The organism is Ruegeria sp. BC3, assembly GCF_056539265.1.
In genome coordinates this window covers 259809-274923 of record NZ_JBQFUP010000003.1, presented here as the reverse complement: position 1 = coordinate 274923, position 15115 = coordinate 259809, and the positions used below count along the sequence as shown (strand labels likewise).

16 protein-coding genes are annotated in these 15115 nt (G+C 59.2%); 14 read left to right on the top strand and 2 right to left on the bottom strand.

What is annotated here, in order from left to right; all coding sequences use genetic code 11:
• Window positions 1–3 precede the first annotated feature (3 nt).
• The gene (glmU, locus tag ACR0MV_RS10295; RefSeq protein ID WP_480702053.1) at window positions 4–1359 is read right to left on the bottom strand and encodes a bifunctional UDP-N-acetylglucosamine diphosphorylase/glucosamine-1-phosphate N-acetyltransferase GlmU; all 1356 of its coding nucleotides are present in this window, start codon (window positions 1357–1359) and stop codon (window positions 4–6) included.
• Between the two features lie 133 nt (window positions 1360–1492).
• Between glmU and ACR0MV_RS10290 the strand changes: the two genes are divergently transcribed.
• The 3 genes from ACR0MV_RS10290 to ACR0MV_RS10280 all read left to right on the top strand — a co-directional run bounded on the left by ACR0MV_RS10290 (window position 1493) and on the right by ACR0MV_RS10280 (window position 4713).
• Complete coding sequence (locus ACR0MV_RS10290) at window positions 1493–2164, top strand: HAD-IA family hydrolase (RefSeq protein ID WP_170422586.1); 672 nt, start codon at window positions 1493–1495, stop codon at window positions 2162–2164.
• Between the two features lie 39 nt (window positions 2165–2203).
• On the top strand, window positions 2204–3394 hold the full coding sequence (locus tag ACR0MV_RS10285) for a DegT/DnrJ/EryC1/StrS family aminotransferase (RefSeq protein WP_480702052.1): 1191 nt from the start codon (window positions 2204–2206) through the stop codon (window positions 3392–3394).
• 155 nt (window positions 3395–3549) lie between these two features.
• Window positions 3550–4713 carry an isovaleryl-CoA dehydrogenase gene (locus tag ACR0MV_RS10280; RefSeq protein WP_170422583.1) on the top strand — a complete coding sequence of 388 codons (1164 nt, stop codon included), beginning with the start codon at window positions 3550–3552 and terminating at the stop codon, window positions 4711–4713.
• A gap of 55 nt (window positions 4714–4768) precedes the next feature.
• On the opposite strand, the gene ACR0MV_RS10275 is transcribed toward ACR0MV_RS10280, so the two are convergent.
• Window positions 4769–5374 carry an OmpW/AlkL family protein gene (locus ACR0MV_RS10275; RefSeq protein WP_170422581.1) on the bottom strand — a complete coding sequence of 202 codons (606 nt, stop codon included), beginning with the start codon at window positions 5372–5374 and terminating at the stop codon, window positions 4769–4771.
• 136 nt (window positions 5375–5510) lie between these two features.
• Between ACR0MV_RS10275 and ACR0MV_RS10270 the strand changes: the two genes are divergently transcribed.
• From ACR0MV_RS10270 to ACR0MV_RS10220, 11 genes are all read left to right on the top strand, one after another.
• Window positions 5511–7037: an AMP-binding protein gene (locus tag ACR0MV_RS10270; RefSeq protein ID WP_480702051.1), complete on the top strand. Its 1527-nt coding sequence runs from the start codon at window positions 5511–5513 to the stop codon at window positions 7035–7037.
• Window positions 7034–7573, top strand: coding sequence for a hypothetical protein (locus tag ACR0MV_RS10265; protein WP_480702050.1), 540 nt, complete (start codon window positions 7034–7036; stop codon window positions 7571–7573). Before ACR0MV_RS10270 ends, ACR0MV_RS10265 begins: the two co-directional genes overlap by 4 nt.
• A gap of 2 nt (window positions 7574–7575) precedes the next feature.
• The gene (locus ACR0MV_RS10260; protein ID WP_170422575.1) at window positions 7576–9180 is read left to right on the top strand and encodes a carboxyl transferase domain-containing protein; all 1605 of its coding nucleotides are present in this window, start codon (window positions 7576–7578) and stop codon (window positions 9178–9180) included.
• A complete protein-coding gene (locus ACR0MV_RS10255; RefSeq protein WP_170422573.1) occupies window positions 9180–9605 on the top strand; it encodes an ASCH domain-containing protein in 426 nt (141 codons plus the stop codon). Before ACR0MV_RS10260 ends, ACR0MV_RS10255 begins: the two co-directional genes overlap by 1 nt.
• Before the next feature lie 3 nt (window positions 9606–9608).
• Window positions 9609–11537 carry an acetyl/propionyl/methylcrotonyl-CoA carboxylase subunit alpha gene (locus ACR0MV_RS10250; protein WP_480702049.1) on the top strand — a complete coding sequence of 643 codons (1929 nt, stop codon included), beginning with the start codon at window positions 9609–9611 and terminating at the stop codon, window positions 11535–11537.
• 66 nt (window positions 11538–11603) lie between these two features.
• Window positions 11604–12458: a hydroxymethylglutaryl-CoA lyase gene (locus tag ACR0MV_RS10245; protein ID WP_480702048.1), complete on the top strand. Its 855-nt coding sequence runs from the start codon at window positions 11604–11606 to the stop codon at window positions 12456–12458.
• Window positions 12459–12467: 9 nt separating this feature from the next.
• On the top strand, window positions 12468–13256 hold the full coding sequence (locus ACR0MV_RS10240) for a crotonase/enoyl-CoA hydratase family protein (RefSeq protein WP_480702047.1): 789 nt from the start codon (window positions 12468–12470) through the stop codon (window positions 13254–13256).
• Between the two features lie 176 nt (window positions 13257–13432).
• Window positions 13433–13798, top strand: a complete 366-nt coding sequence (locus ACR0MV_RS10235) for an NADH-quinone oxidoreductase subunit A (RefSeq protein WP_050602775.1) — start codon at window positions 13433–13435, stop codon at window positions 13796–13798.
• A complete protein-coding gene (locus ACR0MV_RS10230; RefSeq protein WP_037307875.1) occupies window positions 13789–14322 on the top strand; it encodes a NuoB/complex I 20 kDa subunit family protein in 534 nt (177 codons plus the stop codon). Before ACR0MV_RS10235 ends, ACR0MV_RS10230 begins: the two co-directional genes overlap by 10 nt.
• Window positions 14323–14333: 11 nt before the next feature.
• Window positions 14334–14936, top strand: a complete 603-nt coding sequence (locus tag ACR0MV_RS10225; protein WP_480702046.1) for an NADH-quinone oxidoreductase subunit C — start codon at window positions 14334–14336, stop codon at window positions 14934–14936.
• A 2-nt stretch (window positions 14937–14938) separates the two neighbouring features.
• Window positions 14939–15115 (top strand): hypothetical protein, encoded by a 177-nt coding sequence (locus ACR0MV_RS10220; protein WP_170422563.1) that lies wholly within the window; start codon window positions 14939–14941, stop codon window positions 15113–15115.

Sequence of the window (15115 nt, the reverse complement as noted above, 5' to 3'; positions counted from 1 at the left end):
GGATCAGGCCCCTTTATTGCGGCGAGCCTTTTTCGCCTTCAACATTTCAAACAATTTTCGCGCGTAACCGGGCTTGTTGTCCTGTTTGGTTCGCCCGACGGCCAATGCATCGGGTTCGACGTCGCGCGTGACCACGGTTCCGGTTGCCGTCATTGCACCGTCACCCACGGTCACGGGGGCCACCAGCATGGTGTTCGACCCGATAAAGACGTTTTCGCCAATGGTCGTCTTGTGCTTCATGACGCCATCATAGTTGCAGGTGATCGTTCCCGCGCCGATGTTGGTCGTCGCGCCGACCGAGGCATCACCGATATAGCTGAGGTGGTTGACCTTGGCGCCTTCGGCGATTTCGGCGTTCTTCACCTCGACGAAGTTGCCGATGCGCGTGTTCTCCGCCAGTTCTGTGCCCGGACGCAGGCGGGCATACGGACCGACAATTGCACCGCGGCTGACATGGCAACCTTCCAGATGAGAAAACGCGCGGATCGTTGTACCGCTTTCGACGGTGACGCCGGGGCCGAAGACGACATTGGGCTCAATAACCGTGTCGCGCCCGATGATTGTATCGGCAGACAAGTAAACCGTTTCGGGGGCCATCAACGTCACACCCAGCGCCAGCAGTTCGTTGCGGGCGCGGGTCTGGAATTCGGCGTCAGCCGCTGCCAGATCAGCGCGAGAATCCACGCCCAGAGTCTCGGCTTCGTCGCATTTGATTGCAGTTGCCGATAGCCCGCGCGCATTTGCCAGTGCAACAATCTCGGTCAGGTAATACTCGCCCGAAGCATTGTCGTTGCTCACCTCATCAATCAGCTCGAACAGCTGTTTCGCGTCGCAGGCAAGCAGCCCGCTGTTGGTAAAGCGAATAGCGCGCTGTTCTTCGGTCGCGTCTTTGTATTCGACAATCTCGACCAGTTTGTCGCCGTCCATGATCAACCGGCCATAGCGCGGCTGAACTTCGGCAATATCAAAACCAAGCATGACCAGATCAAACGAGGCGCGCGCCTCGATCATGCGCTCGAGCGTTCTGGGGTCGATAAAGGGCGTATCGCCGTAAAGCACAATGACGTCCCCATCGAACCCTGCCAGCGCCTCGCGGGCCTGTGCGACGGCGTGTGCAGTTCCCAGCTGCTCTTCCTGGACCACGATTTGCGCGGTTTCATCTTCGGTGGTGGCGACTTTGGCGACGGCTTCCGAACCGTGGCCGGTTACGATGACCGTCCGCTCGGGCGACAAAACGGCACCTGCGCGCATTGCGTGGACCAGCATTGGGGTCTGGGCAATCGGGTGTAATACTTTTGGGGTATCCGAATTCATCCTGGTGCCTTTTCCGGCGGCAAGGATAACAAGGGCGGTGCTCATAAAAACGATTTCTCTTTGTGTTTTGTTGCGGCCCGTTTTATCCGCTGAGTTCAAACGCGCAAGCGGTACAGGCATCAAACAAGATTGCCGTTTGCAACACTTGCGGCGAAGACCCGCCGAATCAGGAGGCAATATGCGCACAGTCATCTTCGATCTGGACGGAACCCTGGCCGATACGTCGGGCGATCTGCTGGCGGCAGCAAACCACTGTTTCCGGCACATGGGGCACGGGGATGTTCTGGTGCATACAGAGGATGCAGGCGTTGCTCTGCGCGGTGGCCGGATGATGCTGACCCACGGGTTGAAGCGGGTCGGGGCCTATGACGATGCAACCGTTCAGACTTATTATCCAATGTTGCTAGAGGCTTATGCCAAGGACATCGATACCCATACGCATTTCTATCCCGGTGCGTTGGATGCGGTCGATGATTTAAGGTCCGCTGGCTATGGCGTTGGTATCTGTACCAACAAACCCGAAGCCCTGGCGCACCAGTTGCTGACCCAGCTTGGGGTGCGCGATCAGTTTGCCTCGTTGGTGGGGGCGGACACGCTGCCGGTTCGCAAGCCTGATCCCGAGCCTTTGCGCGAGGCGGCGCGCCGGGCGGGGGGGCATCCAGACCTCTGTGTGTTGATTGGCGACTCAGATACTGATCGGAATACAGCGCGTGCCGCGGGCGTGCCCTCGGTTCTGGTGACGTTCGGACCCTCGGGTGAGGATATGGCCGCGTTGGAACCCGAAGCGCTGCTGCATCACTTTGACGATCTGCCGGATGTAGTCGCCCAGTTGATCGGTGTGGCAGCCTAGTCCCTTGACCCGAGGCCTTTGCAGGACCAAAACACCCCTATGACCGAGACATTCACTGGCAGCTTCACCCAGCAGGAACCTATCCCCGAAGAGGCGGTCGAGGCCGCCTTGGCCGTACTGCGCCACGGGCGTCTGCACAGATACAACGTCGTTCCCGGCGAACTAGGCGAAACAGCCTTGCTGGAACAGGAATTTGCCGCCCAGACGGGAGCCAAATACTGTCTGGCCGTATCGTCGGGCGGCTATGCGCTGGCCACGGCCTTGCGCGCTGTCGGTGTCAAGCCGGGTGATCCGGTTCTGACCAACGCCTTCACTCTGGCACCGGTTCCGGGCTCAATTGCCTCGGTCAACGCGCGCCCCGTTTTCGTGGGCGTGACCGAAGGGCTTACGATTGACCTGGACGAACTGGAGGCCAAGCTGGATCAGGCGCGCGTTCTGATGCTGAGCCATATGCGTGGTCATCTGTGCGATATGGATCGGTTGATGCAGATGTGCGACGCCGCGGGCGTCACGGTAATTGAGGATTGCGCCCACACGATGGGGGCTGCATGGCGTGGGCAACTTTCGGGCCGTCAGGGCGCGATCGGGTGCTATTCCTGCCAGACCTACAAGCACGTCAACTCGGGTGAGGGCGGACTGCTGATCACCGATGACGAAGAATTGGCGGCCAAGGCGACGATGCTGTCCGGGTCGTACATGCTGTATGAACGTCACCTTGCCGCGCCGGGACCCGAGGTCTTCGAGCGGATTAAGTACCACACCCCAAATGTCTCGGGCCGGATGGACAATCTGCGCGCTGCGATCCTGCGCCCGCAATTGCGCGATCTCGACCGACAGGTGGAGCGCTGGAATGAGCGCTATTTTGAGATCGAAAAAGGTCTGCGCGATACGCCGGGTCTGACCATCGTAGAACGGCCAGAGGATGAGACTTTTGTCGGATCGTCGATCCAATTCCTGTTGCTGGACTGGTCCGCAGATCGGATCAACGAGGTCATCAAGCGATGCGCCGCGCGCGGTGTCGAGTTGAAATGGTTCGGTGGGGCTGAACCCAACGGGTTCACCTCGCGCTATGACAGTTGGCGTTATGCCGACAGCAGCCCGCTGCCCAAAAGTGATCGGATTCTGGCCGGGATCGTGGATATGCGCGTCCCGCTGACGTTTTCGCTGGAGGATTGCAGGTTGATCGCCCGGATCATCCGCGCCGAAGTTGGTTCCGTCTATCAGTCTTGATCCAATTGAGTGCGCTGTCAGCGCACGCTTGATTGTTTGAAGCCGCCGCCCTGAAGAGTGCGGCGGTTTGTTTTTGCCATGCTGTCGTTGACCCGATTCAGAATCGCTGCTATTTATTGAACAACTGTTCATTAATGCGAGGGAGGAGATCGCATATGTTCGCGGCGACCATGCAATTTGATCTGGGTGAGGACGTGAATGCCTTGCGCGAAATGGTGCACCGTTGGGCGCAAGAGCGGGTTAAGCCCATGGCGGGTGAGATTGACTCCTCGAACGCATTTCCGAATGAACTTTGGAAAGAAATGGGTGACTTGGGAATGCTCGGGATCACCGTGCCTGAGGAGTATGGCGGGGCCGGGATGTCTTACCTTGCGCATACTGTTGCGGTCGAAGAGGTCGCGCGGGCGTCGGCTTCGGTTTCGTTGTCCTACGGCGCGCATTCGAACCTGTGCGTCAATCAGATCAAGTTGAACGGAACAGATGAGCAAAAAGCAAAATACCTGCCCGGTCTGATCTCGGGTGAGCATGTTGGCGCGCTGGCCATGTCCGAAGCCTCGGCCGGGTCTGACGTGGTGTCGATGAAACTGCGCGCGGAAAAGCGCAACGATCATTACCGCCTGAACGGCAACAAATACTGGATCACCAACGGGCCAGACGCCGATACGCTGGTCGTGTATGCCAAGACCGACCCGGAGGCCGGATCCAAGGGGATCACCGCCTTTCTGATCGAGAAGGAGATGAAGGGTTTTTCCACGTCGCCCCATTTCGACAAGATGGGGATGCGCGGATCGAACACCGCCGAGCTGATCTTTGAAGATGTCGAGGTGCCCTTTGAAAACGTTTTGGGCGAAGAGGGCAAAGGTGTCGCTGTCCTGATGTCAGGGTTAGACTATGAGCGTGTGGTGCTGGCCGGGATCGGGACTGGCATCATGGCCGCCTGTCTGGATGAGATCATGCCCTATCTGGCCGAGCGCAAGCAGTTCGGCAAACCCATTGGCAGCTTCCAGCTGATGCAGGGCAAGATCGCGGATATGTACACGGCGATGAACTCGGCGCGAGCGTATGTCTACGAGGTCGCCAAAGCCTGTGATCGCGGGGATGTGACCCGTCAGGATGCGGCGGCGTGCTGTCTCTATGCATCCGAGCAGGCCATGACGCAGGCCCATCAGGCCGTTCAAGCCATGGGCGGGGCCGGGTTCTTGGCAGATTCAGCGGTCAGCCGTATCTTCCGAGATGCAAAATTGATGGAGATTGGTGCGGGCACCAGCGAAATCCGCAGGATGCTGATCGGCCGCGAGCTGATGGCCGAAATGCTCTAAGGCAAAAAAAACGCCCCGCAGACGAGGTTACTGCGAGGCGTTCTTCATTAAAGGATCAGAACTTATGGACGTAGGAAACGCCAACAAGGATGGGGTCGATCTCGGCTTTGCCGATGTTGGTTCCATTCAGTTTGACGTCCGAGTCAATGTCGAACCAACGCACGTTCAGGCGAACCGCGCCGTTATCCGACACCATGTAGTCCAGACCGGCCTGCAGCGAGACGCCGAAGGAGTCGTCGACTTTCAGGTCGCCCAGCGCAGATTGTTCGTCGAAGAAGAATGTGTAGTTCAGACCTGCGCCGACATAAGGCTTCCACGCGCTGTTGGTCGGGAAGTGATAGTTCAGCGACAGGGTGGGCGGCAGGTGCTTGACGGTGCCGGCTTCGGTGCTTCCGCCCAGGGTTACGGTGTGCTTGAACGGCGTTGCGGCCAGCAGCTCGATACCCAGATTGTCGCGGATGAAGTACTCGGCGGTGAAGATCGGGCGTGTGTCCGAGTCAATGTCGGCATTCAGCCCGGCCAGCGTACCGTTGTCGGATTTGGGATTCAGGTAACCGACACCAACACCGACAGTCCAGTCGCCCTGCGATTGGGCGAAGGCAGGGGCGGCAAGCGCCACCAGCGCGGTCGAAAGTGTCAAAGCGGCGAGTTTATTGGTCATGATCTTGCCTTTGATTCAGTTGATAAGGCTGACTTGCCAGTCGTTGCAGATCGACACTCTGATCTGCATCAAGTTTTTGTGACGGGGGCGCTCGTGGCACCCTGCGTAACACGCAGAAAAATAAGGGATTTGGCTTGTGCTAGAAGCTAGGCGCATACCGGGTTTGCGTGCAGCGGGCGGCTGGGACATCCCTGATCGTCTGAACATGGCACGCCAGTGTTTGTCGCAACCGCCTGAACGGGTTGCGCTGATCGACCTGACCGGGGCCGAGGTGCAGCGGGTCACTTACGCGCAGCTTGCCGACATGAGCGACGGGATCGCGCGCGCCTTGTTGAAGCGGGTGCAGCCCGGGGATCGCGTGGGCGTGCTTCTCAGCCAGTCGCCGTGGTGCGCAGCGGCGCATCTGGCGATCTGGAAAATTGGTGCAATATCGGTCCCGTTGTTCAAGCTTTTCAAGCAGGATGCCTTGCGGTCCCGGATTGGTGACGCCGGCGTTCAGGTTGTGCTGACGGATTTGGACGGCGCTGCGCTGCTGGGGGATTTGGCAGAACCGTTGATCGTCGACCAGATCGGCGAGAGCGGCGAGGATGTGCCATTTGCCGATACCGGCCCCGAAGACCCTGCGGTGCTGATTTATACCTCTGGCACGACGGGCAGCCCGAAGGGTGCGCTGCACGGCCATCGTGTTTTAACAGGGCATTTGCCGGGCGTGTCCATCAGTCATAACAACTTGCGCGAGGGTGACTGTCTTTGGACCCCCGCCGATTGGGCCTGGATCGGAGGGCTGTTCGATGTGCTGATGCCGGGACTGGCGCTGGGCATTCCGGTTGTCGCAGCTCGGCTGGACAAGTTCACCCCCGAGGCCTGCGCCGATGTTGTCGCGCGCGGCGGAGTAAAGAACGTGTTCTTCCCACCAACCGCGCTGCGCATGCTTAAGGCGGCGGATCAGGCGATCCCCGGCCTGCGCTCGGTCGCGTCGGGCGGAGAGCCTCTGGGCGCAGAAATGCTGGCGTGGGGGCAGCAGGCGTTTGGCCTGACGATCAACGAATTCTACGGGCAAACCGAATGCAACATGGTGGTGTCCTCCTGCGTCGAGGACTTCCCGGTGCGCCCCGGCTGCATCGGCAAGCCAGTGCCGGGGCATGAAGTTGCAGTGATCGACGAAGAGGGCAATCTGACCAGTGAAGAGGGCGACGTCGCTATCCGTCGCGGTTCAGCCTCGATGCTGCTGGAATACTGGAGCCGGCCCGAAGCAACGGCCGAGAAATTCCGCGGCGACTGGCTGATCACCGGAGACCGAGGCGTGTGGGAGAGCGACTACCTGCGCTTCGTCGGTCGCGATGATGACGTGATCACCTCAGCCGGCTATCGCATCGGCCCGGCTGAGATCGAGGATTGCCTGCTGACCCACCCTGCAGTGGCGACGGTGGGCGTGGTCGGCAAGCCCGACCCGCTACGGACCGAGATCGTGAAAGCCTATGTGGTGTTGAAACCGGGGGCCGAAGCGTCGGGCACGGAGTTGCAGGAGTGGGTCAAGGAGCGTCTGGCGCATTATTCGTATCCGCGCGAGGTGGCGTTTCTGGAGGAACTGCCGATGACAGTGACGGGGAAGGTGATCCGCAAGGAATTGAAGGCGCTGGCGGCGGGGGAATTGAACAGGTGATTTTCAAATTGAGAAACTTATTTGTTATGGCGACTGCGCTGACTGCAGTTAACGTGGCAACAAAATCCGAGGCAGCTAGCCCCGACAGTTTTGATACAGTCGTATTTTTGCGAGCTTGCAGTGATTTGGTTCCGAATGTCGACTATGCGCTTCCTATGGATGCGGAATGTATCGGTCAAAGTCATAGGATGTGTGAGTTGGCGGATCCGAGTGCTGAGGCCGAAAGATGCGTTTCGGTGGTTTCCAATTGGATGCGCGACGAAACGATCTCGGAATGGTCTCAAATTCCAGAAAGAAAACGTCTTGGCTACGCCATCCCCCCTGCGGCGCAAGACGAAATTAGAGATGCAAAGATAATATTCGACAATGACATATTGGAACAATTCGCACCAGCGATAACTGATTGCGAAGATATTCAGATCGAAGGCGTCTCTGATCAGGTTGCTTGTGGCTATGCAGACGCGCTAGCTGGCCGGCTCACTCTGAGAATTCTCCAACGTGCGGCTGAACGTGCTGAAGAAAAACAGGTGCCTTAGATATGAAACTCACATCCAAAGCCATACCCACCTCCGAGGGTTTCAAGGCCAACCGAACCGCCCATCTCGACGCGCTGAAACAAATCTCAACCGCCGCCGAAGCAGCACGCATGGGCGGGGGTGAGAAATCCCGCGCGCGGCATGAATCTCGCGGCAAAATGCTTCCGCGTCGCCGCGTGGCGAACCTGCTGGACGCGGGGTCTCCGTTCCTGGAAATCGGCGCGACGGCGGCGCATGGGATGTATGGCGATGCCGCGCCTTGTGCCGGGGTAATCGCGGGCATTGGCCGGGTGCAGGGGCGTGAGGTCATGGTGGTGTGCAATGACGCCACCGTGAAGGGCGGCACCTATTACCCGATGTCGGTCAAAAAGCACCTGCGCGCGCAGGAGATTGCTGAGGAAAACAACCTTCCCTGCATCTATCTGGTCGACAGCGGCGGCGCGAACCTGCCCAATCAGGATGAGGTCTTTCCCGACCGCGACCACTTTGGCCGTATTTTCTATAACCAAGCGCGGATGAGCGCGAAGGGCATCCCTCAGATTGCGGTCGTTATGGGCTCGTGTACTGCGGGCGGGGCTTATGTTCCGGCGATGTCGGACGTAACGATCATCGTGAAAGAACAGGGCACGATCTTTCTGGCCGGGCCGCCTCTGGTCAAGGCCGCGACCGGAGAGGTCGTCAGCGCCGAGGACCTAGGCGGAGGCGACGTTCATACGCGCCTGTCCGGTGTGGCAGATTATCTGGCCGAGGATGATGCTCATGCGCTTGCCTTAGCCCGTCGGGCGGTTGGGTCACTGAACCTACACAAACCGCAGACGGTGGATTGGGCCAGCCCCGAAGACCCGGCCTATGATCCTGAGGAAATCCTTGGCGTAGTTCCCGCCGATCTGCGCACGCCTTATGACATCCGTGAGGTGATTGCGCGTCTGGTCGATGGCTCTCGGTTCGATGAGTTCAAGCCGCGTTTCGGTGAGACGCTGGTGACCGGGTTCGCCCATGTCAAAGGCTGCCCGGTCGGGATCATTGCCAATAACGGCGTTCTGTTCTCGGAAGCCGCGCAGAAGGGTGCGCATTTCGTCGAGCTGTGCTCGCAGCGTCGCATCCCGCTGGTCTTCCTGCAAAATATCACCGGGTTCATGGTCGGTCGGAAATACGAAAATGAAGGCATCGCGCGGCACGGGGCCAAGATGGTGACGGCGGTGGCCACGACCTCGGTGCCCAAGATCACGATGCTGGTGGGCGGTTCGTTTGGGGCCGGGAATTACGGCATGGCTGGGCGCGCCTATCAGCCCCGGTTCCTGTGGACCTGGCCGAATTCACGGATTTCGGTGATGGGGGGCGAGCAGGCCGCAGGTGTTCTGGCCACGGTCAAACGCGACGGGATCGAGCGGCAGGGTGGTACGTGGTCCGCCGAAGAAGAAGCGGAGTTCAAGCGCCCGACGCTGGATATGTTCGAGGAACAATCACATCCGCTCTACGCCTCTGCCCGGCTGTGGGACGATGGCATCATCGACCCGCGCAAAAGCCGCGATGTTCTGGCCTTGTCGCTAAGCGCCGCTCTGAATGCCCCTATTGAAGAGACACGTTTCGGCGTGTTCAGGATGTGATGACAATGGGCCTGAAGGATGTACTGGACCGCTACCCTGGGGCACAAACCTTCAAATTCGGCGATAGCGCAAAGCTAAGCGCTGATTTGCTGGCGCTGGTTCGCGCGGGCCGGAAAACGGCAACCTGTGGAGCTTTGCGCGACTATCCAAGCGGTAGCCCTGAAACTCCTGTCGTTGGTCGGCGAGATATAGCGTTGGACTGGGATGATCGCCCGGCTCTGGTGATCGAGACCGTCGATGTTTCGATCTGTCGTTTCTGCGATATGACAAAGGATTTTGCGTTGGCCGAGGGTGAAAACGACACGCTAGAAGGATGGCGCGAAGACCATCGCCGATACTTTGAGCGAAATGGTGGTTTCGACCCAGAGATGGAACTGTTGTGTGAACGGTTCCGCCTTATCGAAGATCTGGCGATTGAGGTGTAAGAGATGTTCAACAAAATCCTGATTGCCAACCGGGGTGAGATTGCCTGCCGGGTTATGGAAACGGCTCAGAAGATGGGCGTGGCTTGCGTAGCGGTCTATTCTGATGCGGATGCTTCCGCCAAGCATGTTCAGATGGCGGATGAGGCGGTCCATATCGGCGGTGCAGCCCCTGCCGAGAGCTATCTGAAGGGCGACGTGATCATTCAGGCGGCACTGTACACCGGCGCGCAGGCGATTCATCCCGGCTACGGTTTTCTTTCCGAGAACCCCGATTTCGTCGACGCGGTGGAAACTGCGGGTCTGACCTTTATAGGCCCCTCTGCTGACGCGATCCGCAAGATGGGCCTTAAGGACGCAGCCAAAGTTCTGATGGAGAAGGCGGGTGTCCCAGTTGTTCCCGGCTACCACGGCGACAATCAGGACCCCGAGCATCTGGCGGGCGCGGCTGACGCCATCGGATACCCGGTTCTGATCAAAGCCGTTGCCGGTGGCGGTGGCAAAGGCATGCGTCTTGTCGATCGCCCCGAGGATTTTGCTGCCGCTCTGGACAGCGCCCGGGGCGAGGCGCGCACCGCCTTTGGCAATGATGCGGTTCTTGTTGAAAAATTCGTCGCCAAGCCGCGCCACATTGAGGTTCAGGTTTTCGGCGACGGCACCTATGCGGTGCATCTGTTCGAACGGGATTGTTCACTGCAGCGCCGCCACCAGAAAGTGATCGAAGAGGCTCCGGCACCGGGTATGACGTCCGAGATGCGCGAGGCGATGGGGCAGGCCGGAGTGCGTGCTGCCGAGGCGATTGGCTACAAAGGTGCGGGGACGGTTGAATTCATCGTTGACGCCTCAGACGGTCTTCGCCCGGATCGGTTCTGGTTCATGGAGATGAACACGCGCCTTCAAGTCGAACATCCGGTGTCTGAGGCGATCACGGGCGTCGATTTGGTCGAATGGCAACTGCGCGTGGCGGCAGGGGAAAGCCTGCCAATGCAGCAGGATGATCTGACGATCACCGGACATGCGTTCGAAGCACGCCTTTATGCCGAGGATGTCCCGAAGGGGTTTTTGCCTGCGACAGGTACCCTGACGCATCTGCAGTTCCCCGCGACCTGTCGCGCCGATAGCGGCGTGCGTGCGGGCGATACGATCAGCCCTTGGTACGATCCGATGATCGCCAAGGTGATCGTGCATGGTCCGACGCGGGAGGTTGCCTTGGAACAGCTGCATCGCGCGCTGCAAGGGACCGAGGTCGCAGGAACGGTCACAAACCTGAGTTTCCTCGGGGCACTGACGCGCCATTCCGGTTTTGCGGCAGGCGACGTCGATACCGGCCTCATTGGCCGCGACTTGGATGCACTGATTCAGGTCGTGCCGGTCCCGGCAAGAACCCTTGTGGCCGCGGCTATGACAGCTTTGGGTCTGGTCGATACCGCCGAAGAAACCGGGTTCTCGCTTTGGGCGCCGCTACATCGCGCGGTTCAGTTGCAGGCGGGCGATGTCGTTGATCTTGATGTTCAGGTCGAAGGTCCAAACCACCAGGTCTGGCAGGTAGGCGAAGACACTCTGCGGGCTGAGCGTGGTTCGGGGGTATGGCTGATCGACGGTACGCCGATGCCGCGTGTCGCGGTTGCTGGCGCACAGGTCACGGTCTTCGATAACTATGGGCAAGTCTTCGAAATCGTTGACCCTCTGGATCGAGATACGAGTGCTGCAGGGGATTCCAACGTCATCGAAGCCCCGATGCCCGGGCTCGTCAAAGCCGTCTTTGCACAGGTCGGTCAGACGGTGCAGGAAGGCGACCGGCTGGCGATCCTTGAGGCGATGAAGATGGAGCATTCACTGCTGGCGGCCCGTGATGGTGTCGTGGCTGAGGTTCTGGCCGAAGACGGTACGCAGGTCGAGGCGGGGGCCGCTCTGGTTCGGCTAAAAGAGGAATGATCTGTCCAGTTTCCGCGCAACGTGGCACAGTCGAAGGGAACGCGGCAATTAGAGAAGGGCGCAGCCATGGGTGATCGGGTCGAAATCTTCGAAGTGGGTCCGCGCGACGGGTTACAGAACGAAAAAAGCGAGATCCCTTTGGCCAAAAAGGTTGCACTGGTCGATTGCCTGAGCCGCGCGGGGTTCAACCGCATCGAAGTGGCCAGCTTTGTGTCACCCAAATGGGTGCCGCAAATGGCAGGCAGCGCGGATGTGCTGGCCGGGATCACACGCGCGGATGGGGTCAGATATGCCGCGCTGACGCCCAATATGCGCGGTTACGAGGACGCTCTGGCGGCAAAGGCGGATGAGATCGCGGTATTTGCATCAGCCTCCGAGGGGTTCTCGAAAGCCAATATCAACGCGACCATTGAGGAGTCGATCGAACGTTTCACTCCGATCCTCGAGGCCGCGCGTCACATTGACCTGCCGGTCCGCGGGTACGTCTCATGCGTGACCGATTGCCCCTTTGACGGGCCAACCCCGCCCGAAAAGGTGGCCGAGGTCGCAGATCGTCTGTTCTCGCTGGGATGCTATGAGGTGTCGCTGGGCGATACGATCGGGCAGGGGACGCCAGACACTATTGCCCATATGCTGCTAGCCGTGCGGGAGCGTGTTCCGATGACCCGGCTGGCGGGGCATTTTCACGACACCAATGGGCGGGCCATAGACAATATCGACGCCGCGCTGGCGCTGGGCGTGCGGGTATTCGACAGTGCCGTGGGGGGCTTGGGTGGTTGTCCTTATGCTCCGGGAGCGGCAGGAAACGTAGCGACCGAGGCGGTTGTCGCCCATCTGGAACGGCTTGGATATCAGACCGGAATCGGGCTGGGTATCATCGAAGAGGCCGCGCAGATGGCGCGCGCCATGCGGTTCGAGTAAGGAGCAATCATGTTTGAAACACTTTCGCTGATCATGGATGACCGTGGCGTAGCTACTCTGACCCTGAACCGCCCGGACAAGCACAACGCCATGTCGGCGCAAATGATTACCGAACTGACGCAGGCGGCGGCACAGCTGGGCACTGACGAGGCGGTGCGTGTTGTCGTTCTCACCGGTGCCGGCAAAAGCTTTTGCGCTGGTGGAGATTTGGCGTGGATGCAGGCGCAGATGGCGGCCGATGCCGAAACCCGGTTCGTCGAGGCGCGCAAACTGGCCGAAATGCTTCAAGCGCTGAACACGCTGAGCAAACCTCTGATCGGTGCGGTGCAAGGCAATGCGTTCGGTGGCGGCGTCGGGTTGGCCTCGGTTTGTGATGTGGCAGTTGGCGTAGACACGATCAAAATGGGCCTGACGGAAACCAAGCTGGGTTTGATCCCCGCGACGATCGGTCCTTATGTCATCGCGCGGATGGGCGAGGCCCGGGCGCGGCGGGTTTTCATGTCTGCCCGCCTGTTCGATGCGGGCGAGGCGGTGGAGTTGGGCTTGTTGGCCAAAGCGGTACCTGCCGACGCTCTTGAGGATGCGATTGAGGCCGAAGTTTCCCCGTACCTTGTCTGCGCTCCGGGTGCTGTGGCGTCAGCCAAACAACTGGTCCGGCAGTTGGGTCCACGCATTGACGATGCCGTGATCGATCACACGATTGGTCAACTGGTCGACAGGTGGGAAACCAACGAGGCCAGAGAGGGAATCGGCGCGTTCTTCGAAAAACGAAAACCTGCATGGATTAGTAAGGTTTAGGCGCTACCTGCACAGCAGTTGAGGCTGGGCATGCGGGGGCTGCGTCAAGACGATTATTAGTCCCCTGCGCGTTTGTGTTCGGTTGACCCTCTGACCCCGCGCGGATACAGAATGTCCAGTCAACACGCCAATTGACGGCGCTCCCTTTTGGGGTATGCGCAGGAAAGGAGCTGTACGTGGAAGACCTATTGCGGGAGTACCTCCCGATTCTGGTGTTTCTGGCCGTAGCTGTGGGCCTTGGAATCGTTTTGATTCTTGCGGCCGTTGTACTGGCCGTTCGCAACCCCGACCCCGAAAAAGTCAGTGCTTATGAATGTGGTTTCAACGCTTTTGACGATGCGCGGATGAAATTCGACGTCAGGTTCTATCTGGTGTCGATCCTGTTCATTATCTTCGATCTTGAGATCGCCTTCCTGTTCCCGTGGGCCGTGGGCTTCAAGGACATCAGCGACGTAGGGTTCTGGTCCATGATGGTGTTCCTTGGCGTTCTGACCATCGGCTTTGCCTATGAGTGGAAGAAAGGGGCGCTGGAATGGGAGTGATGACGGGTGCAAACACCGCTGGCGTCGACAAAGAAGTCGCCACCCAGGCCCTGAACGCGGAATTGCAGGACAAAGGCTTCCTGTTGACCTCGACCGAGGACATTATCAACTGGGCCCGCACCGGCTCGTTGCACTGGATGACATTCGGGTTGGCCTGCTGCGCGGTCGAGATGATGCACACCTCGATGCCGCGTTACGATGCCGAACGCTTTGGTATTGCGCCGCGTGCATCCCCCCGTCAGTCGGATGTGATGATCGTCGCGGGGACACTGACGAACAAGATGGCTCCGGCGCTGCGCAAGGTTTACGACCAAATGCCCGAGCCGCGCTATGTGATCTCGATGGGCTCCTGCGCGAATGGTGGTGGATACTACCACTATTCCTACTCTGTCGTGCGTGGTTGCGACCGTATCGTTCCGGTGGACATCTACGTCCCCGGCTGCCCTCCGACCGCTGAGGCGCTGCTATACGGTCTGATGCAGTTGCAACGCAAAATCCGCCGCACCGGCACGATTGTACGCTGAGGAGAGAGCTGATGAGCGAAGCACTCAAGGAACTCGGCGCACAGCTGGAACTGAAGCGGGCGGATTGCGTGCTGTCGTGGGACGTCACGCACGGCGAGCTGAATGTAGATGTGGCTCCTTCGAACATCGTAGAGTTCGTGGAGTTCCTGAAATCCGACCAGAACTGCAAATTCTCGACCCTGATTGACATTACCGGTGTGGACTATCCTGAACGGGCCAAGCGTTTCGACGTCGTCTACCACTTCCTGTCGATGTACCAGAACCAGCGCATCCGCCTGCGGGTCTCGATCCGGGAAGAGGACATGGTGCCCTCGATCGTCGACGTTCACCCCTCGGCCAATTGGTTCGAGCGTGAGGTGTTCGACATGTTCGGCATCCTGTTTTCGGGCCATCCCGACCTGCGGCGCATCCTGACCGACTACGGTTTTCGCGGCTATCCGCTGCGCAAGGACTTCCCGACCACTGGTTACACCGAAGTCCGGTATGACGAGGCGCAAAAGCGCGTGGTCTATGAACCGGTTAGCCTGGTTCAAGAATACCGTCAGTTCGATTTCATGTCCCCGTGGGAAGGTGCCAACTACATTCTGCCCGGGGATGAGAAACAGGAGACCTAATCATGTTCGAGTTCCTGATCTGGATAGTTTTGGTGGTGGCAACGGTCGTTCCGATGATCAAGCTGCTGCCGCATTTCGGGATCAACAAGAACTGGGCGTTTGCCTGCATCATCTCTCCGGTAGTTATTGTCCTGCTGTGGATGATGGCGATGAAACTGCAAGAGATGGAGCGGCGCTGA

Excerpts from the sequence above, each read along its gene's own strand:
- ACR0MV_RS10245 (WP_480702048.1), top strand. The coding sequence starts at position 11,604 with ATGGGTGATCGGGTCGAAATCTTCGAAGTGGGTCCGCGCGACGGGTTA.
- ACR0MV_RS10220 (WP_170422563.1), top strand. The coding sequence starts at position 14,939 with ATGTTCGAGTTCCTGATCTGGATAGTTTTGGTGGTGGCAACGGTCGTT.
- ACR0MV_RS10240 (WP_480702047.1), top strand. The coding sequence starts at position 12,468 with ATGTTTGAAACACTTTCGCTGATCATGGATGACCGTGGCGTAGCTACT.
- glmU (WP_480702053.1), bottom strand. The coding sequence starts at position 1,359 with ATGAGCACCGCCCTTGTTATCCTTGCCGCCGGAAAAGGCACCAGGATG.
- ACR0MV_RS10250 (WP_480702049.1), top strand. The coding sequence starts at position 9,609 with ATGTTCAACAAAATCCTGATTGCCAACCGGGGTGAGATTGCCTGCCGG.
- ACR0MV_RS10280 (WP_170422583.1), top strand. The coding sequence starts at position 3,550 with ATGTTCGCGGCGACCATGCAATTTGATCTGGGTGAGGACGTGAATGCC.
- ACR0MV_RS10290 (WP_170422586.1), top strand. The coding sequence starts at position 1,493 with ATGCGCACAGTCATCTTCGATCTGGACGGAACCCTGGCCGATACGTCG.
- ACR0MV_RS10255 (WP_170422573.1), top strand. The coding sequence starts at position 9,180 with ATGACAATGGGCCTGAAGGATGTACTGGACCGCTACCCTGGGGCACAA.
- ACR0MV_RS10285 (WP_480702052.1), top strand. The coding sequence starts at position 2,204 with ATGACCGAGACATTCACTGGCAGCTTCACCCAGCAGGAACCTATCCCC.
- ACR0MV_RS10260 (WP_170422575.1), top strand. The coding sequence starts at position 7,576 with ATGAAACTCACATCCAAAGCCATACCCACCTCCGAGGGTTTCAAGGCC.
- ACR0MV_RS10275 (WP_170422581.1), bottom strand. The coding sequence starts at position 5,374 with ATGACCAATAAACTCGCCGCTTTGACACTTTCGACCGCGCTGGTGGCG.
- ACR0MV_RS10230 (WP_037307875.1), top strand. The coding sequence starts at position 13,789 with ATGGGAGTGATGACGGGTGCAAACACCGCTGGCGTCGACAAAGAAGTC.
- ACR0MV_RS10225 (WP_480702046.1), top strand. The coding sequence starts at position 14,334 with ATGAGCGAAGCACTCAAGGAACTCGGCGCACAGCTGGAACTGAAGCGG.